This window comes from Sphingomonas ginsenosidivorax, from assembly GCF_007995065.1.
In the GTDB taxonomy this organism is placed as follows: domain Bacteria; phylum Pseudomonadota; class Alphaproteobacteria; order Sphingomonadales; family Sphingomonadaceae; genus Sphingomonas; species Sphingomonas ginsenosidivorax.
Window position 1 is genome coordinate 1,029,166 of the sequence record NZ_VOQR01000001.1, and the last position, 15,904, is coordinate 1,045,069.

Annotated in this window: 19 protein-coding genes; 11 read left to right on the plus strand and 8 right to left on the minus strand. The window is 68.0% G+C overall.

Annotated elements, in window-relative coordinates:
* Positions 1-140 precede the first annotated feature (140 nt).
* The 4 genes from FSB78_RS04615 to FSB78_RS04625 all read left to right on the plus strand — a co-directional run bounded on the left by FSB78_RS04615 (position 141) and on the right by FSB78_RS04625 (position 3,138).
* Complete coding sequence (locus FSB78_RS04615; protein ID WP_158637967.1) at positions 141-812, plus strand: TetR/AcrR family transcriptional regulator; 672 nt, start codon at positions 141-143, stop codon at positions 810-812.
* A gap of 68 nt (positions 813-880) precedes the next feature.
* On the plus strand, positions 881-1,372 hold the full coding sequence (locus tag FSB78_RS04620) for a TetR/AcrR family transcriptional regulator (protein WP_242008010.1): 492 nt from the start codon (positions 881-883) through the stop codon (positions 1,370-1,372).
* A 178-nt stretch (positions 1,373-1,550) separates the two neighbouring features.
* A complete protein-coding gene (locus FSB78_RS19080) occupies positions 1,551-1,694 on the plus strand; it encodes a hypothetical protein (RefSeq protein ID WP_158637968.1) in 144 nt (47 codons plus the stop codon).
* A 217-nt stretch (positions 1,695-1,911) separates the two neighbouring features.
* Complete coding sequence (locus FSB78_RS04625; protein ID WP_147080373.1) at positions 1,912-3,138, plus strand: NAD(P)/FAD-dependent oxidoreductase; 1,227 nt, start codon at positions 1,912-1,914, stop codon at positions 3,136-3,138.
* 240 nt (positions 3,139-3,378) lie between these two features.
* Here FSB78_RS04625 and FSB78_RS04630 read toward each other — a convergent pair whose 3' ends face one another.
* The 5 genes from FSB78_RS04630 to FSB78_RS04650 all read right to left on the minus strand — a co-directional run bounded on the left by FSB78_RS04630 (position 3,379) and on the right by FSB78_RS04650 (position 7,833).
* On the minus strand, positions 3,379-5,205 hold the full coding sequence (locus tag FSB78_RS04630; RefSeq protein WP_158637969.1) for a methyl-accepting chemotaxis protein: 1,827 nt from the start codon (positions 5,203-5,205) through the stop codon (positions 3,379-3,381).
* 162 nt (positions 5,206-5,367) lie between these two features.
* Positions 5,368-5,853: a VOC family protein gene (locus FSB78_RS04635; protein ID WP_147080377.1), complete on the minus strand. Its 486-nt coding sequence runs from the start codon at positions 5,851-5,853 to the stop codon at positions 5,368-5,370.
* Positions 5,850-6,635, minus strand: a complete 786-nt coding sequence (locus tag FSB78_RS04640) for a VOC family protein (protein WP_147080379.1) — start codon at positions 6,633-6,635, stop codon at positions 5,850-5,852. Before FSB78_RS04640 ends, FSB78_RS04635 begins: the two co-directional genes overlap by 4 nt.
* Positions 6,632-7,327, minus strand: coding sequence for a glutathione S-transferase family protein (locus FSB78_RS04645; RefSeq protein ID WP_147080381.1), 696 nt, complete (start codon positions 7,325-7,327; stop codon positions 6,632-6,634). The genes FSB78_RS04640 and FSB78_RS04645 overlap by 4 nt, the downstream gene beginning before the upstream one ends.
* Before the next feature lie 71 nt (positions 7,328-7,398).
* Complete coding sequence (locus tag FSB78_RS04650) at positions 7,399-7,833, minus strand: VOC family protein (protein ID WP_147080383.1); 435 nt, start codon at positions 7,831-7,833, stop codon at positions 7,399-7,401.
* A 65-nt stretch (positions 7,834-7,898) separates the two neighbouring features.
* On the opposite strand from FSB78_RS04650, the gene FSB78_RS04655 reads away from it, so the two are divergent.
* On the plus strand, positions 7,899-8,576 hold the full coding sequence (locus tag FSB78_RS04655; protein WP_147080385.1) for a winged helix-turn-helix transcriptional regulator: 678 nt from the start codon (positions 7,899-7,901) through the stop codon (positions 8,574-8,576).
* 147 nt (positions 8,577-8,723) lie between these two features.
* Entirely contained in the window at positions 8,724-9,179 is a 456-nt protein-coding gene (locus FSB78_RS04660) for a hypothetical protein (protein WP_199743116.1), read from the plus strand.
* Between the two features lie 61 nt (positions 9,180-9,240).
* Here FSB78_RS04660 and FSB78_RS04665 read toward each other — a convergent pair whose 3' ends face one another.
* Positions 9,241-10,134, minus strand: a complete 894-nt coding sequence (locus FSB78_RS04665; RefSeq protein ID WP_147080387.1) for a LysR family transcriptional regulator — start codon at positions 10,132-10,134, stop codon at positions 9,241-9,243.
* A 148-nt stretch (positions 10,135-10,282) separates the two neighbouring features.
* Between FSB78_RS04665 and FSB78_RS04670 the strand changes: the two genes are divergently transcribed.
* From FSB78_RS04670 to budC, 5 genes are all read left to right on the plus strand, one after another.
* Positions 10,283-11,266, plus strand: coding sequence for an aldo/keto reductase (locus tag FSB78_RS04670; protein WP_147080389.1), 984 nt, complete (start codon positions 10,283-10,285; stop codon positions 11,264-11,266).
* 14 nt (positions 11,267-11,280) lie between these two features.
* Complete coding sequence (locus FSB78_RS04675; RefSeq protein WP_147080391.1) at positions 11,281-11,700, plus strand: (R)-mandelonitrile lyase; 420 nt, start codon at positions 11,281-11,283, stop codon at positions 11,698-11,700.
* 295 nt (positions 11,701-11,995) lie between these two features.
* Positions 11,996-13,081, plus strand: a complete 1,086-nt coding sequence (locus tag FSB78_RS04680) for a catalase family protein (RefSeq protein WP_147080393.1) — start codon at positions 11,996-11,998, stop codon at positions 13,079-13,081.
* Between the two features lie 39 nt (positions 13,082-13,120).
* Complete coding sequence (locus FSB78_RS04685; protein ID WP_147080395.1) at positions 13,121-13,690, plus strand: type 1 glutamine amidotransferase domain-containing protein; 570 nt, start codon at positions 13,121-13,123, stop codon at positions 13,688-13,690.
* The gene (gene budC / locus FSB78_RS04690; RefSeq protein WP_147080397.1) at positions 13,690-14,451 is read left to right on the plus strand and encodes a meso-2,3-butanediol dehydrogenase; all 762 of its coding nucleotides are present in this window, start codon (positions 13,690-13,692) and stop codon (positions 14,449-14,451) included. The genes FSB78_RS04685 and budC overlap by 1 nt, the downstream gene beginning before the upstream one ends.
* Before the next feature lie 55 nt (positions 14,452-14,506).
* Here budC and FSB78_RS04695 read toward each other — a convergent pair whose 3' ends face one another.
* Both FSB78_RS04695 and FSB78_RS04700 read right to left on the minus strand, forming a co-directional pair.
* Entirely contained in the window at positions 14,507-14,911 is a 405-nt protein-coding gene (locus FSB78_RS04695; RefSeq protein ID WP_147080399.1) for a barstar family protein, read from the minus strand.
* Positions 14,912-15,022: 111 nt separating this feature from the next.
* Entirely contained in the window at positions 15,023-15,736 is a 714-nt protein-coding gene (locus FSB78_RS04700; protein ID WP_147080401.1) for a DUF6629 family protein, read from the minus strand.
* Positions 15,737-15,904: the final 168 nt, after the last annotated feature.

The following is a 15,904-nucleotide window of genomic DNA, read 5'->3' on the forward strand; positions in this document are numbered from 1 at the left end:
CGTGCCGGCGCATGCACAATCACCGCCGGGGCGATGCGAGCCCCGGACCTGACCACGCAGGCATCGGCCCCCCTCGGCGGTTTGCCGGGACCCGCGGTGCACGCTAGGCGTGCGGGACGATGGCGCGACGGAACCCCTCGATGACTGCAAGGCCCGCGATCAAGACAGTCCATGCGCCGGCCAGACCCGCCCCGCGCCGGGGGCGGCCGACAGCCGCGCGGGCAGCGGCGCTCGAACCCCTCATCCTCGACGCCGCGCGCGCGCTGTTCCTGTCGCGCGGCTATGCGAACACCTCGATGGATGCCGTCGCCGCCAGGGCTGCAGTGTCCAAGGGCACGGTCTATGCCCGCTATCCGAACAAGGGGGAGCTGTTTCGCGCCGTGGCGGAGGAGCGGCTTGCGGCATGGGCGGCGGTGTCGACGAGCAGCTACCCCGCCGAAAACGGGCTCGACATCGCCGACAGTCTGCTGAAACGGGCGCTGGGAACGCTCGACATCATCCGCCTGCCGGAGGTGCAGGCGTTCGATCACATGGTGTTGTCCGAGGCGAAACGCTTTCCCGAACTCACGCGGCTGTTTCTCGAGTTGCAGCACCGCAGCTTCACGAACGTCATGGCCGAGGAAATCACGCTGGCAGGACGCGGCGATGGCAGCCCCGTCGCGGACGCTTACGGCGTCGCGTTGGTCATCGCCACGAGCCTGATCTCGTGGTTTCGCATGGAATCGATCCTCGGCGAGGTCAGCCGGGAGGCGGGCGAGCAATTCGCGCATCGCCTGGTCAGCCTGTGTCTTGGCGGGCGCCACAGCTGGTGACGGCAGCGACGCGACCGGGCGGCACCGATGCCCGGATGGTACGAAGCGCGCAGGCCTTGCATGGCGCAATGCTCCGCCTGCTCGAGGTGAAGTCGTTCGACCAGATCACGATACGACATCTGGTCGCCGAGGCGGGGGTGCATTACGCGACGTTCTTCCGCCATCATCCGACCAAGGAGGCGCTGCTCGATCACGTCGCCGCCGGCCAGATCCAGCGCCTCGTCGAACTTGCAGTCCCGGTCGAGCAGCAGGTCGATCTCCATGCCGGATTTCTCACCCTGTGCGAGTATGTCGATGCGCATCGTACCTTGTGGACCGCGTTACTCACCGGCGGCGCGGCGGGTGCGATGCGGGCGGAATTGCTGCGCGTGTCGAGCGAGATCGCGGTGACACGGTCCACGCCCGATCTGTGGCTGCCCGTCGAACTGGGTGTCGCGTGCACCGTCAACCTGATCGTCGAAACGATCGTGTGGTGGCTGAAGCAGGATGCCGGCACGACGTCACCGAGCGAGGTCGCCGCCATCCTGACCCGTCTGACCACCTCGCTGGAATTGCTCTAGCAAAGGGCAGACCGTTCGATCGCCACGCGGCGGGAAACGATCAGCCGGCGTTCCCCATCAGTGAACATGCCACGACCGGCATCGCGCGCGCGATATTGATTGCGGGCGTGGTCCGGAGCGCCCCGGATACTGGTCTATTCGAAGTCTCCGTGTGATCATGGTCGGGAGGAGAGGCCATATGCAAGCCCGCAAGTCTTCTGAACGCATCGAAGCCATCAAGGTCGAATGCATCTTCGCAATGGAGATCGCCGCCATCGTCGCTGGATTCGCCGTCTGTTCTTTGACCGTCGCGATTCTCCTGCATTACCTTCCGATCCTCTGAAGCGTCGCCTTTCGGCAAGGTCCGCCGTACCGGGCCTGATCTTCCGGCGAGCGGGCTGGCCCAGCGAACGCGTCGTTGGCCAGGGCGGGACGGCAGGCCGATCCGCCCTCTATCGATCTCGCCCCCCCGGCGTAGCGTCGGTCACGGAATTCGACGAGAGCTTCGCCTGCACGAGATGCGCAATTCCTGATCCAGCCTGTCACGCGGAGCGAACATGGTGAGCAATACCTACGACGTGGTGATCGTCGGCGCAGGTCACGCGGGCGCACAGGCCGCGGCGGCGCTCCGGCAACGCAGGTTCGCGGGCACCATCGCGATCATCGGCGAGGAGCCCGAGCTTCCCTACGAACGACCGCCATTGTCGAAGGACTATCTGTCGGGCGCCAAGCCGTTCGAGCGCCTGCTGATCCGGCCGGCCGCCTTCTGGCACGACCGCGACGTCGCGATGCTGACGGGGCGCAAGGTCGTGCGCATCGACCCCGATGCGCACACCGTCACCGCGGAGGACGGCACGACGACGGGCTATGGCACGCTGATCTGGGCCGCCGGCGGCCACGCCCGGCGGTTGACGTGCTCGGGTCATCACCTTGCCGGCGTCCATTCGGTGCGCAGCCGCGCCGACGTCGACCGGATGATGACCGAACTGGCGACGACGACGCGGGTGTGCGTGGTCGGCGGCGGCTATATCGGGCTCGAGGCGGCGGCGGTCCTCGCCAAGCTCGGCAAGCAGGTGACGGTGCTCGAAGCGCAGGACCGCGTCCTCGCGCGCGTGGCCGGTGTCGCGCTGTCGCGCTTCTTCGAAGCCGAGCACCGCGCGCACGGCGTCGACATCCGGCTCGGCAGCGTCGTCGACTGCATCACCGGGCATGACGGGCGGGCGGCGGGCGTACGGCTCGCGGACGGCGAGGTGATAGCGTGCGAGATGGTGATCGTCGGGATCGGTATCGTCCCCGCCGTCGAGCCGCTGCTCGCCGCGGGCGCGGAGGGCGGCAACGGCGTCGCGATCGACGCGCATTGCCGTACGTCGATCCCGGACATCTATGCGATCGGCGACTGCGCACTCCATCCCAACCCGTTCGCGGACGGCCTGCCGATCCGGCTGGAATCGGTCCAGAACGCCAACGACATGGCCAACGTCGTCGCGCGCGCGCTCACCGGCGAGGTGCAGGCCTATCACGCCGTGCCATGGTTCTGGTCCGACCAGTACGACCTCAAACTGCAGACGATCGGCCTGTCGGCTGGACACGACACCGAAGTCCTCCGCGGCGATCCCGCCTCCCGCAGCTTCTCGATCGTCTATCTGAAGGACGGACACGTGGTCGCGCTCGACTGTGTCAACATGGTCAAGGACTATGTCGCCGGAAAGCGCCTGGTCGTCGACCGCGTGGCAGCAAACCCCGCCGACCTCGCAGACGTTGGCCAGGCGTTGAAGGAGATACGTTGAGGCTTCAGGTGGACACCGCTCTCTAACATACGGCGGTGGAAGGAACGGAGATCAACTGCTCGCGCTCGATGTCCGCGCAGGCTTGGCGGACCGGTCGCCGATCCGCACCGACGGTACGTGACCGCAGGCAACGCCTTGGGGCTCAACGGCTACGCGGCAGCGAGATCAGGCAGTCCTACGAGGGGCGGCGCCAGTCGAACGCGGGGAGTCCTGCCGTTGCGCGGGGCAGGGGTGGTAAGGTCAGGCTGGTACTCGCGCCCGGGAGACCCGGCGATCGGCCGGGCTCCCTTCGGTTCGGCCGCCACCCCCGCCGTCGCCGCGGCCGCGGCGATCGAACGCGACCTTGACGTCGCGCGTACGGCGATCGAATTTGAACGCGGCGGCCTGCTGGACCATCGTCTGGATCCGCGCCGACAGCGTGTTGGCGGCAGCGGAGGTTTCCGCGACCATCCCGGCATTCTGCTGCGTCGTCAGGTCCATGTTGTTCACCGCGGCCGAAATCTCGGACACCGCGAGCGACTGCGCATGGTTGTCGGTGACCATCCCGCTCAGCAGGCCGTGCACGTTGCCCATGTTGTGCGCGATATCCTCGAGCGAGCGGTCCACCTGCTCGACCGCCGAGACCGCGGTCACGATCTCGACCTGGGTGGTGGTGAGCTGGTCGCGCGCGCTCTTCGCTTCTTCCTCCGCGCGCTGCGCCAGCGCGGAAACCAGGTCGGCAACGACGGCGAAGCCACGCCCGGCATCCCCCGCCCGCCCGGCCTCGACGGCGGCGTTCATCGCGAGGACGCGCGTCTGGAAGGCGATCTTGTCGAGGCCCTCGATGACGGCGTCGGTGCCTTTCGCACTCGCCGCGACGCGCGACATCGCCTGCACCGCGTCCACCGCGATCGACCGGCCGGAGGCGACGGTCGCGAGCGCGCTGTCGGCGCAGGCGACGGTATCCGCCGACGCCTCGGACGCGGACCGCAGGCGGTTGTCGATCTGCAGCAGGGCAGCGCTGGTCTCCTCGAGACTGGCGGCGTTGCTCTCGATCCGTCGTGCCATGTCTTCGGATGCCGCCGCGATATCGCGGGCGTCGCCCTGAACATCGGTCGCCGTATCGACGACGGTCTGGATCATCGCGCGCAACGTGTCGACGGCGCTGTTGAGATTGTCGCCGACCGCGCGGTAGGACGGCGGAAACTCGATGTTGGCCTTCTGGGTCAGGTCGCCGCGGGCCATGGTCTGCAGTACGGTGGCGAGCGCGTCGTTGACCGTGCGGTGTTCGGTCGCCGCTGCCGCATCCGCTTCGGTCCGCGCCTTCGACGCGCAGCGGAAGCTCTCGACCGCGACGGCGATGCGGCCGAGTTCGTCGGTACGATCGATATAGGGTACCGCGACCGACTCGCCCCGCGCGAGCTCGGCCGTTGCCGTCGAAAGCGTGACGATCGGGGTGACGACGCGCTGCAGCAGGAGCGCGCAGAAGGTCGCGACTCCCCCGACGATCAGCACGCCCAGGACCGCGAGCATGATCAGCGCCCAGCGAAGCGTCGCGCCGGCACGGGCGTTGAGATCCGCCTGATGCGCGATCGCGCGCTTGACGAGCGCGTCGATGGCCTTGCGATGCGCGACATAGGCATTGGACAGGACGGAATAGCTACGCGCCATCGCGGGCAGATCCCCCGCGCGGGCGGCGGGGAGATAGCGTTGCTCGACTTCCTGCCAGAACGCGTCCGCCGCCGGCCGGCTGGCGACCAGCGCGGCGAGGTTCGCCGGCGCGATGCCGGCCTTCGCCCAATAGTCGAGCCGGGTGCGATAGTCGTCGTGCAGCTTTGCCAGTCGCCTGGACGCCGCCGGCGCGTCGGCCGTGTCCCGGAGGAGCAGCGTCGCCTCGAGATAGGCTTCGATGACATAGGCGGGCGGCGGCAGAACATCCGCCACGAGATCGGAGGTCTGCTGGGACTGGACCTGGATCGGGCCACCCATGCGGATCACGTTGATCCGCCACGCGGCAAAGCCCGCCGCGAAGATGATCATGATCAGAAGCGCGGCACCGCCGGCCCGTAGGAACATCCGTATCGTCATCGCGAACTCCGACTGCGCTACGAAAGGCAGCATCCGCGATGGCGTGCCTCCCACCACCAGTATAGCGGCGGGGCAGGGCGGGGCGGGTCCGTGCCGCCATTATTTCGCTGATCGTCTATCCTCTGCACTCGGCAATCGAGGCGTTTGCGCGACGGGGCGTGGTCAGCCGGCCGGTCCGGCGACGGCTTTCTCGATCGCGGCGATGTCGATCTTGCGCATCGTCATCATCGCTTGGAAGGCGCGAGCGGCGATCGCGCTATTGGCACTGGCGATCGCGTCGACCAGCACGCGCGGCGTGATCTGCCAGTTCACGCCCCATCGATCCTTGCACCACCCGCATGCGCTCTCGGCGCCGCCATTGTCGACGATCGCGGTCCAATAGCGGTCGGTTTCGGCTTGGTCGTCGGTATAGATCTGGAACGACACGGCCTCGGTCTGCGGGAATTGCGGGCCGCCGTTGAGACCGAGAAAGGCGATGCCGCATACCGTGAACGCGACGGTGAGCACGTCGCCGCCTCTGCCGGCGGGGAAATCGGCAGGCGCGCGGTGGACGGCGTCGACGTGGCTGTCAGGGAACGTCGCGGCATAGAAGGTCGCGGCGTCCTCGGCAGTGCCGTCATACCAGATGCAGGGTGCGATCCCGGTCATGTCACGGCGGTCGTGCGGGGACCGACCAGCCCGATCTGCGCGCCGGATGTGTCGCCGACGTTGGCGGAATAGTCGCCGCCGGGGATCGGGTCCGGGCCTTGCAGCAGGGTGCCGCCCAGATCGGTCGCGGCGGCGATCGCGGCGTCGATGTCGGGGACGTAGGCGTACCAGTTCCAGCGGGCGGGGGCGCCGGTCGTCGTGCTCGACATCACCGCGCCGGGGCGTGCCTCGCCGCTGCCGAGGAAGACATAGTCGCCCATCGGCCCCATCGGCATCGCGCCTTCCCGGGTCCAGCCGAACAGCGCGCCGTAAAAGGCCAGCGCGCCGTCGGGGTCGGGCGTGGCGAGCTCGACCCAGACGCCGTGGCCGTGCTGCGTCCCCTGGGCGAACGCGGTCGATGGATCCGAACTCTCGCCGGTCATGAGCAGGAATCCGACGCCCTGCGGATCCGCCGCGATCGCGAAGCGGCCGACGCCCGGGATGTCCATCGGCGCGACCGGGATCGAACCGCCGAGATCCCGGACCTTCGCCGCGGCGGCATCGACGTCGGGCGTGCCGAAATAGATCGACCAGCCGGACAGCGACGGGGCGCCGGGCGCCGGGGTCATGATCCCGGCGACCGCCGCGCCGTCGGGCGCGGTGGCGATCAGGTACTCGCCATGCTCGGCCATGCCCGACGGCGCGATCGTCCAGCCGATCGTCGCGGCGTAGAAGGCCTGCGCCTTGGCGTCGTCGGGCGTGGTGAGCTCGAACCAGGCCGGAATGCCAGCGTCCTTGGTCATGCCCGCTCTCCCTGCCTGGCAAGCCATGCGGCGAATTCGGGCGCGGGCGCGCCGGTGAACCCTGCCATCTGGTCGGCGAGCGCCCTGACGAAGGCGGGGCGGGCGGTACCGCGCGCGACATAGGCGCGCAGCGTGGGGTGGCCGTCCAGCAGGCCGTCGTCGGCGATGATCCGCAACACCGCGACCATCAGCAGGTCGCCCGCGGTGAAGACGTCGCCGTCGAGCCAGGTCTGCTCGCCCAATCGCCGGGACAGTTCGCCCAGCCGCTCCTCGATGCGCGCGAGTACCGAGGGCAGGCGCGGCGCCGACCACGGCTTGCCGCGTTCGAACAGGGTGGCGGTCGCATGGTCCATGATCGGCGGCTCGACCGTGTTGAGCGCGGCGAACATCCATTCGACCGCGCGCGCGCGTGCCGCGGGATCGGCGGGGAGCAGCATGGTGCCGTGGGTGTTGGCGATGTGGTGGACGATCGCGCCGGATTCGAAGAGCAGTATCTCGCCCTCTTCGTAGGTCGGAACCTGGCCGAAGGGCTGGCGCCCGCGGTGCGGCGCCTGTTTCTGCTCGCCCTGGCTCAGGTAGATCACGTCATAGGGCTGGCCGACCTCTTCGAGCGCCCAGCGGACGCGCAGGTCGCGGACCTGTCCCTTGGCGAAGTCGGGAACCCAGTCGAACGCGGTGATGGTCGGGCGCATCTATCCTCTCCTATCTGCCGTGGACCGCACGCCATGCGGCCGGGCGGCGTGGACACCGATCCTTGCGTCGGTCAGGTCTCAGCCTCCTCGGGCTGGCGCATCGCCTCGGCGGCGGCCGCCATGTCCATGAACATCGGGCCCCAGCCATGGCCGTCGGGATCCTCGAACGCGCGGCTGTACATGAAGCCCAGATCCTCGGCGCCGTGCAGTTCGCGCCCCCCGGCGGCGACGGCGGCCGCGGTGATCGCGTCCACCTCCGCGCGACTGTCGCGCGAGAGCGCGAACAGCACGCCGCTGCTGGTGTGCGCGTCGATGATCGTCTTGTCGGTGAAGGTGGCGTAGATGCCATGATCGAGCAGCATCACCGAGATCGTGTCCGACCATTCCATCGCAGCGGCTTGCGCGGTCGAGAACATCGCGTTCCGGGTAAAGCCGATCGCCTCGTAGAACGCCGCCGCGCGGGCGACGTCGGTGACGGGCAGGTTCACGAAGATCGTCTTGGCCATGTCGAACCAATCCTTGGCGACTCGCTGTTTGCGCAGACTGCCGCTGCCGGTTATGAAAAACAACCATGAAGTTAGAAAATGTGACCGGCGACGGGGCGGGGCCGGCGAAACGCTGGTATGACGATGCCTGCGGCACCGCGCATGCGCTGGAACTGGTCGGTGAGCGGTGGTCGTTGTTGATCGTCCGCGAACTGATGTTCGGTCCGCGCCGGTTCGGCGAACTGCGGGCCGCGCTGCCGGGGATCAGCGCCAACACCTTGACGCAGCGACTCGACGGGCTCGCCGCGGCAGGCATTGCGCGTCGCGAGAAACTGCCACCGCCCGCCAGCGTGCAGGTCTATGGCCTGACGCCGTGGGGCTATGAGGCGGAGGACGCCATCCAGGCGCTGGGGCGCTGGGCCGCGCGTTCGCCGGGGCACGACCCGACTCTGCCGATCTCGCCGGCCTCGTTGATGCTGTCGTTCCGCACGATGTTCCGGGGCAGCGACGGGTGGCGCGCGGCGATCGGCTTTCGCTTCGACCACGAAGCCTTCGTGGTCCGCGTCGGCGGGACGCTCGACGTGACGCGCGAGGATCCGGCGGCCGCCGATGTCGTGCTGGCGGCGGATCCGCCGATGATCGCCGCACTCGTCTATGGCAAGGTGCCGCTCGACCAGTTGCCGATCGCGGTAACCGGCAGCACCGACGCTGCGTGCCGCTTCGTCGATCTGTTCGCTCTGCCGCCCAAGGCTCCGAGGGCGTAGGCGCCGACGGTGCTTCCTTTCTGACGAGCCCGGATCGGCGCACCGACCCATGTCGAAAGCGCCGGGCGATCGGAACCTCGTCTCCGGCCGGGGGTTTGCCGGGATAGATGAGGTCCGGCACGCGCTGCGGGACGAAGGGAGTCAGCCATGACGATGAGAGGTTTTGCGGTCGTGTCGGCGGTGGTGATCGCCGCGACGCCAGGGATCGCACAGTCGGGGAACGGCGCCGCTGCGTTTGCGGGGCACTGGCGGGTCGCGGGTGTCGCGGTGTCCGATACCGGCGTGCAGGCGCTTGCCGACAACGACCCCAGCCTGATGGGCAAGCGGTTGACCTTTTCGCAGGCAAGACTTGCCTGGGACCAGCCGCCCGCGACCCGCGATGCCTGTGTGAGCCCGAGCTTCCGGCGGCTCGCAACACCGGCACCGGCCGGTTTGCGCCCGCAGCTTCGCAAGCTCGGTCTTCCCCGGCCGACGGCGTTCGCGATCCGCTGCAGATCCGGCAGCTGGGGGCCGGGCGACCGCCCCGTCGTGTACCGTGGAGCCGGCGGCGTGTTGGCCATGCCCTGGTATGACGGTGGCGTGCTCAAGCTGGTGCGAAAGTAGGCGGACCGGTCTCGACGACGGCGCGTCGTGGCGCCGTCCTGAGGCTCGTCGATGCCGGACCTTAGTCGCGGTGCCGAAGCGCATCCAGGAGCAGGCTGAACGCCGGGGACGGCTGGCGACGGCTCGGGTAATAGAGATAATGGCCGTCAAAGGGTTCGCACCAATCGTCCAGGACGCGCACGAGGCGTCCGTCCGCGATCTGGGCGGCGGCGTGGTCCTCGATCACGAAGGCGATCCCGCGGCCGGCGATCGCTGCCTCGAGCGTGAGATCGGGGTCGTTCATGACGAGTTGGCCGTCGACCTTCACCTTCAGTTCCCGACCCGCCTTTTCGAACTCCCAGGCATACAGACTTCCCGAGCTCACGAAGCGCAGGTTGATGCATTGGTGCTGCGCCAGGTCGGCGGGGGTTTCCGGCTTGCCGTGCGCTGCGAAATACGTCGGCGAGGCGACCGCCGCCATGCGGAGCTTCGGCCCGATCCGTACCGCGATCATGTCCTTTTCCAGCCGCTCGCCGAGGCGCACGCCCGCATCGAAGCGCTCGGCGACGATGTCGGTGAGCCCGCTGTCGACGCTCAGTTCGACCACGATGTCGGGATTGTCCGCGGTGAGCCGCTCGACGACCGGCCACAGGATCGTCCGCGCCGCATGCTTCGATGTCGTGATCCGGATCGTACCGGCGGGGCGCTCTCGCAGCGCGGTCAGCGAGGAAAGCGTGTCGTCGATGTCGTCGAGCGCCGGGCGAAGCGTATCGAGCAGCCGCTCCCCCGCGATCGTCGGGGATACGCTGCGCGTCGTCCGGGTCAGCAGGCGGAGCCCGAGCTTCGCTTCGAGGCGACGCATCGAATGGCTCAGCGCGGACTGCGACACGCCCAACCGGGCGGCGGCGCGGGTGAAGCTCTTTTCCTCCGCCACCGCGAGGAACATCGCCAGGCTGCCGAGATCCTCACGTCCCATGATATCGATCGGTCCGCGAAAGTTTCATGACACGAGCTCATAGGCCCATCCCGCTGGCACTGTCTAATCGGAACAATGCGGCGCGCCTATCTATGCCTGGAGGCGTGGTGTCCACCGGCATCGCGCGACGACGACACAGGAGCAAAGCATGCAGAACCGCGTATTGGGCCGAGGCGGCCTCGAAGTATCCGCTCTCGGTCTTGGCTGCATGGGGTTGAGCTTCGGCTATGGCCCCGCGACCGACCGCAACGAGGCGATCGCACTGATCCGTGCCGCACACGATCGCGGCGTGACGTTCTTCGACACCGCCGAAGCCTATGGTCCCGGGATCAACGAGGAGGTTGTCGGCGAAGCGCTGGCGCCGATCCGCGACCAGGTGGTGATCGCGACCAAGTTCGGGTTCAAGAACGGCGTGCCGGGCGATGGGCTCGACAGCCGCCCCGAACGGATCCGGCAGGTCGCCGACGAGGCCCTGGCCCGGCTGGGGACCGATCGCATCGACCTGTTCTATCAGCATCGCGTCGATCCGGCCGTCCCGATGGAGGACGTCGCCGGAACCGTGAAGGAGCTGATCGAGGCCGGCAAGGTCAAGCATTTCGGCCTGTCGGAGGCGGGGCCGGAGTCGATCCGCGCCGCGCATGCGGTGCTGCCGGTCGCGGTGCTACAGAGCGAATATTCGATGTTCTGGCGCGAGCCGGAAGCCGAGATCCTGCCGTTGCTGGAGGAACTGGGGATCGGGTTCGTGCCGTTCTCGCCGCTCGGCAAGGGGTTCCTGACCGGGCGGTTCGATCAGGACAGCGTGTTCGGCGCAGACGATTTCCGTAGCACCGTGCCACGCTTCCAGGCCGATGCTATGAAGGCGAACCAGGCACTGGTCACGCTCGTCGGATCGATCGCTGCCGAGAAGGGCGCGACCCCGGCGCAGGTCGCGCTGGCGTGGCTGCTGGCCCAGAAGCCGTGGATCGTGCCCATTCCCGGCACCACGAAGCTGCACCGGCTGGAGGAAAACCTGGGCAGCGTCGACGTCCGGCTGACCGGCGACGATCTGGCGCGCATCGCGCAGGCGCTCGACGGCATCGCGCTGCAGGGCGAGCGCTATTCCGCGTCGCAGCAGCAAATGATCAACCGGTAAGGAGCAACGCAATCATGGTTCAATCTTCCGACACCATCCAGGTAACGCCCGCGGGACAGTCGCCCGCGGCGGGGCCCGCGAACTACTTCACAGGCTCGGTTTCCGTGGCCTCGGCGTTCAAGGGGACGGGCGGGGCGCGGCTCGGCGGGGCCACGGTCACGTTCCAGCCCGGCGCGCGCACCAACTGGCATACCCATCCGGTCGGCCAGTTGCTGATCGTTACCGCGGGGCAGGGCTGGGTCCAGGCAGAGGGTGAGGCGGTTCAGGCGATGGCAACCGGCGACACGGTGTGGATCGCACCGGGCGTCAAGCACTGGCACGGCGCGACAGGGACCAGCGGGATGACGCACGCCGCCATCGCCGAGGCCGAGGACGGCGCCAGCGTCGACTGGCTGGAGCCCGTCACCGACGACCAGTACGCCGGCCCCGCGTAATCAGCACGGGCCGGGATCAGGCACGGCAGCCGTCCGCGCTCTGCTCCGGATCCGCATCCGCTGGACTATGACCGCCCGTGCCTGCCGTGACTTGGCACGGTTTCGTACAGAAACGTTGCTCGCTCCTGCTTGTTGATGACCCGACAGGCAGGAGCATTGCATGATCGCCAACACCAGACATCCGACACCGCGGGCGAGGCTCGCGTCCGACGCGACCGAGGCGCGGGCGGACCGCTAGCCGATCGGCAAAGTCCCGAACACCCTATCCAGCACACGAACAGAGGGAGAGGCGGTCATGGCCTATCTACCTTACCGCGACGACATAGAAACGCTTGAGCCGGGCGAGCAGGAGAGCATCGACGGCATCATCCAGGGGATGACCCAGGAAAGCCAGACGGTCGAGAAGCGTGACGGTCATGCCGTGCGCGCCAGCCATGCCAAGAGCACCGCCTGCGTCGTCGGCGAACTGACGGTCGCCGACGACTTGCCGCCGGAACTGGCGCAGGGACTGTTCGCGACCCCGGGCACGTTCGCCGTTGCCGTACGCTTTGCGCAGGGGCCTGGCGAAAAACTGGGAGACCGGGTGTCGACGCATCGCGGCATGGCGATCAAGATCTTCGGCGTCGAGGGCGAGGCGCTTGCGGGCCATGATGCGCCAACGCAGGATTTCGTGCTGGCGAGCGGCACGACCTTCCCCGCCGGTACTGCCGCCGGGTTCCTGAGCCAGGCGAAGAAGATCGGCATGACGGTGCCGATGCCCGAAGCCGTCAAGAGCGCGGCTGCCTCGGTCGCGCGCAACATCAACGCGGTGCTGAACGCGGTTGCCGGATCGCCCAGTCCGACGCTCGACTTCTATGGCCATCCGTTCAGCCATCCGCTCGACGAGTGCTATTTCAGCCAGTGCCCGATCCGGTTCGGCGATTATGTCGCCAAGCTCGGGGCGTTTCCGGTTGCCGCGGAACAACGCGCGCTCGATGGATGGACGCTCGATCCGCATCAAGACGAGGACGGCTTCCGGCACGCCGCGATCGCCTATTTCGACGGCAACGATGCGGTGTTCGAACTGCGGGCACAGCTCTGGGCCAATGCGGACACCCAACCGATCGAGGACACGTCGGTCGACTGGCCTACCGAGGACAGCGCCTATCGGACGATCGCGACGATCCGGCTGCCCCGTCAGGACGCATACAGCGCTGCCCGCGTCCGCTATTTCGACGAGGTGATGACGTTCCGTCCGGCGCACAGCCTGGCGGCGCATCGCCCCCTTGGGGGCGTGATGCGGGCGCGTCTGCAGGTCTATCGCGCGCTCAGCGACTTCCGCCACCGCGAGACCGGCATCGCCGCCGCCAACACCGCGAGCGTCGACGACATCCCGGCCTGAGACCGCACACCAGATCTGCTTTTTTCGAAAGGACGACCCATGAAGCTTCAAGGCAAGACCATCGCCATCCTGATCGCACCCCGCGGCACTGAGGAGCCCGAGTTCGCGCAGCCCAAGGCCGCCGTCGAGCAGGCAGGCGGTACCGTGACCGTCATCAGCCTCGAGACGGGCGAGGCGCAGACGGTCAACAACGACCTCGACCCCGGTGCCAAGTTCACGATCGACAAGGCGATCGGCGACGTCTCGGCGGCCGAGTTCGACGGTCTGGTGATCCCGGGCGGGTGCGTCGGCGCGGACACGCTGCGCGGGTCGGACGCGGTGATCGCCTTCGTGCGGGCGTTCTTCGCGGCGCAGAAGCCGGTTGCCGCGATCTGCCACGCGCCGTGGACGCTGATCGAGGCCGACCAGGTCCGCGGCCGCACGCTGACGTCGTTCGCGACGTTGCAAACCGATATCGAAAACGCCGGCGGAACCTGGGTCGACCAGGAGGTCGTGGTCGATCAGGGCCTGGTCACCAGCCGCACCCCAGACGACCTGCCCGCATTCTGCGCGAAGCTCGTCGAGGAATTCTGCGAGGGCAAGCACGAAGCGCAATCGGAGAACGCGTGATGGCGCGCTTCGCCGACAAGGTCGTCGTCATCACCGGTGCCGCCTCGGGCATCGGTGAAGGCGCCGCGCGCCGCTTCGCCGAGGAAGGCGCGACGCTCGTGCTGGGCGACATCGACACCGGCGCGCTCGACACGCTGGCGGCTGCGCTGGGCGGGACGATCGCGACGCAGGAAACCGACGTGACCGACCGCGCGGCCTGCGAGGCGCTGGTCAAGACCGCGGTCGACCGGTTCGGGCGGATCGACGTGCTGGTCAACGATGCCGGCGTCGACCATCTCGGTCTGGTCGACGAAGGCGACTTTGCCGCATTCACCAAGGTGATCGAGACCGACCTGTACGGCGTGGTCCATATGAGCCGCGCGGCGATCCCGCATTTGCGCGCGGCCAAGGGCTGCATCGTCAACATATCGTCGGTGTCTGGGCTCGGCGGCGACTGGAACCACAGCTTCTACTGCGCCGCCAAGGGCGCGGTCAGCAATTTAACGCGCGCGCTGGCGATGGACGAGGCGAAGCACGGCGTGCGCGTCAACGCGGTAAACCCGTCGCTCACCTATACCGCGCTGACCGCGGGGATGAAGGAGCAGCCCGAACTCATCGCCAAGTTCGAGGAGCGGATCCCGATCGGTCGCGGCGCCGAGCCCGCCGACATCGCGGGCGCCATCGCGTTTCTGGCCAGCAACGACGCGCGCTTCGTCACCGGGGTCAATTTGCCGGTCGACGGCGGCCTGACCGCATCGAACGGACAGCCGCCGCTGTCGTGATCGCCACGCCGAGGGGCGGGTCGGGCGTCTGCTCTTCGGCAGGACCGCTGCCGCGTCAGCGCGGTACGAGCGTGATGTTCGGATGATCGTCGATGATGTCCAGGACGATATCGAAATAGGTCTGGCCGCGCCCCTGGTCGAGCGCGTCGAGCTGCGCCGTGATCAGCGCCGTGTTAAACCTTGCCGGGTCCTCGAGCTTCGCGCGCAGGAACGCCCTGGTCGCATCGACGCCCAGGGCGGCGCGGCTGTGCGCGATGTCGTGCCAGACCAGCGTTACGGCCGGCTTGCCCGTCATCACGCCATACCCCCCGTACAGCAGGTCGTTCAGCGCATCGAGGCTTTGGCCCAGCGTCCAGTCCTCGCCGGCCATGAACACGCGATTGATCTCGTCGTAGAACGACGCGATGTCGACGATCCGGCGGCCGTCGATCGTGATCGTCAGCGGCGATGGGTCGGTCATGGCATCCGCTCCTGGCAGCGGGGGCGGCCCGCCGGGACCGTGCCGCCGTGGCATGACCGCGGGCTGCGTTCAATCCGGCATCGGCCGGGATGCGATGTCGCGCCGGCTGCGTTAGCGTACCGCGTGCCGGGGGTGCAGCCACGACAACAGAAACGGTCGCAGGAACGGGCTCGCGCCATTCGGGGTCTCGACGTTGATGGTTTGCCGGTGGAACTGCCAATACAGCACGGCGCTCAGGACAGCGGCGTAGAAGCACCAGACCGAGGCGAACGCATAGCCCTTCACGACGTGCACGATCGTCAGCCCGATGACGTTGAGCACGCCGTACGTCCGCACCACCCGGTGCGTTGACAGCAGGAGCGCACCGCACGTCGCCAGGATATAGAGCGCCGAGATCCACAGCCGGCTCGTGACCGGGTTGTAATAGGCGATCGAATGATGGTCGATGACGGCGCGGGTGGGAAACGCCACCAGGCCGGCCACGTCCCAGATGCAGACGAACGCACCGACCGCGGTCAAACCCAGGATCGCCCGCCGGCGCACGCCCGCGGGTTCCAGCAACGCCACCGAGACCGGCATCAGCAACGGCAGGATCCCGAGCGCATAGAAGGTGAAGAGGAAGACGGAATGGTCCAGCGCCGGCCGGTCGATCCCGCCGTCGAGCGCAAGCCACACCAGCCCTTCGGAACATTGGTGGATCGCGAACAGCAGCGGGACCGACGCGAACAGCAGCGCGCGCGGATCGCGGACGTGCCGCAGGGTGGCGACGCCGATCGTGGCGAGCACGCCCGAGGCCGTGAAACTGGCCGTCGCCGAAAAGCACATGATCGTTCTTTCGAACCGAGGCCGCGGGGAACGCCTTGCAGGGTTTTGCCCGACATGGCCAGCACGCACGCATGCTCGGTCCGCATCCGACGATCCGCGTTCGACGGGGTTGCCGGCCAGCCCGCCATCGGAGCGGTCGCCGGCAACCCCGTCGGAAAGCGGTGAGAC

What these genes read in the sequence shown, in the direction of transcription:
- FSB78_RS04615 (WP_158637967.1), top strand. Translation starts at nt 141, where the DNA reads ATGACTGCAAGGCCCGCGATCAAGACAGTCCATGCGCCGGCCAGACCC.
- FSB78_RS04620 (WP_242008010.1), top strand. Translation starts at nt 881, where the DNA reads ATGCTCCGCCTGCTCGAGGTGAAGTCGTTCGACCAGATCACGATACGA.
- FSB78_RS19080 (WP_158637968.1), top strand. Translation starts at nt 1,551, where the DNA reads ATGCAAGCCCGCAAGTCTTCTGAACGCATCGAAGCCATCAAGGTCGAA.
- FSB78_RS04630 (WP_158637969.1), bottom strand. Translation starts at nt 5,205, where the DNA reads ATGACGATACGGATGTTCCTACGGGCCGGCGGTGCCGCGCTTCTGATC.
- FSB78_RS04635 (WP_147080377.1), bottom strand. Translation starts at nt 5,853, where the DNA reads ATGACCGGGATCGCACCCTGCATCTGGTATGACGGCACTGCCGAGGAC.
- FSB78_RS04640 (WP_147080379.1), bottom strand. Translation starts at nt 6,635, where the DNA reads ATGACCAAGGACGCTGGCATTCCGGCCTGGTTCGAGCTCACCACGCCC.
- FSB78_RS04645 (WP_147080381.1), bottom strand. Translation starts at nt 7,327, where the DNA reads ATGCGCCCGACCATCACCGCGTTCGACTGGGTTCCCGACTTCGCCAAG.
- FSB78_RS04650 (WP_147080383.1), bottom strand. Translation starts at nt 7,833, where the DNA reads ATGGCCAAGACGATCTTCGTGAACCTGCCCGTCACCGACGTCGCCCGC.
- FSB78_RS04655 (WP_147080385.1), top strand. Translation starts at nt 7,899, where the DNA reads ATGAAGTTAGAAAATGTGACCGGCGACGGGGCGGGGCCGGCGAAACGC.
- FSB78_RS04660 (WP_199743116.1), top strand. Translation starts at nt 8,724, where the DNA reads ATGACGATGAGAGGTTTTGCGGTCGTGTCGGCGGTGGTGATCGCCGCG.
- FSB78_RS04665 (WP_147080387.1), bottom strand. Translation starts at nt 10,134, where the DNA reads ATGGGACGTGAGGATCTCGGCAGCCTGGCGATGTTCCTCGCGGTGGCG.
- FSB78_RS04670 (WP_147080389.1), top strand. Translation starts at nt 10,283, where the DNA reads ATGCAGAACCGCGTATTGGGCCGAGGCGGCCTCGAAGTATCCGCTCTC.
- FSB78_RS04675 (WP_147080391.1), top strand. Translation starts at nt 11,281, where the DNA reads ATGGTTCAATCTTCCGACACCATCCAGGTAACGCCCGCGGGACAGTCG.
- FSB78_RS04680 (WP_147080393.1), top strand. Translation starts at nt 11,996, where the DNA reads ATGGCCTATCTACCTTACCGCGACGACATAGAAACGCTTGAGCCGGGC.
- FSB78_RS04685 (WP_147080395.1), top strand. Translation starts at nt 13,121, where the DNA reads ATGAAGCTTCAAGGCAAGACCATCGCCATCCTGATCGCACCCCGCGGC.
- budC (WP_147080397.1), top strand. Translation starts at nt 13,690, where the DNA reads ATGGCGCGCTTCGCCGACAAGGTCGTCGTCATCACCGGTGCCGCCTCG.
- FSB78_RS04695 (WP_147080399.1), bottom strand. Translation starts at nt 14,911, where the DNA reads ATGACCGACCCATCGCCGCTGACGATCACGATCGACGGCCGCCGGATC.
- FSB78_RS04700 (WP_147080401.1), bottom strand. Translation starts at nt 15,736, where the DNA reads ATGTGCTTTTCGGCGACGGCCAGTTTCACGGCCTCGGGCGTGCTCGCC.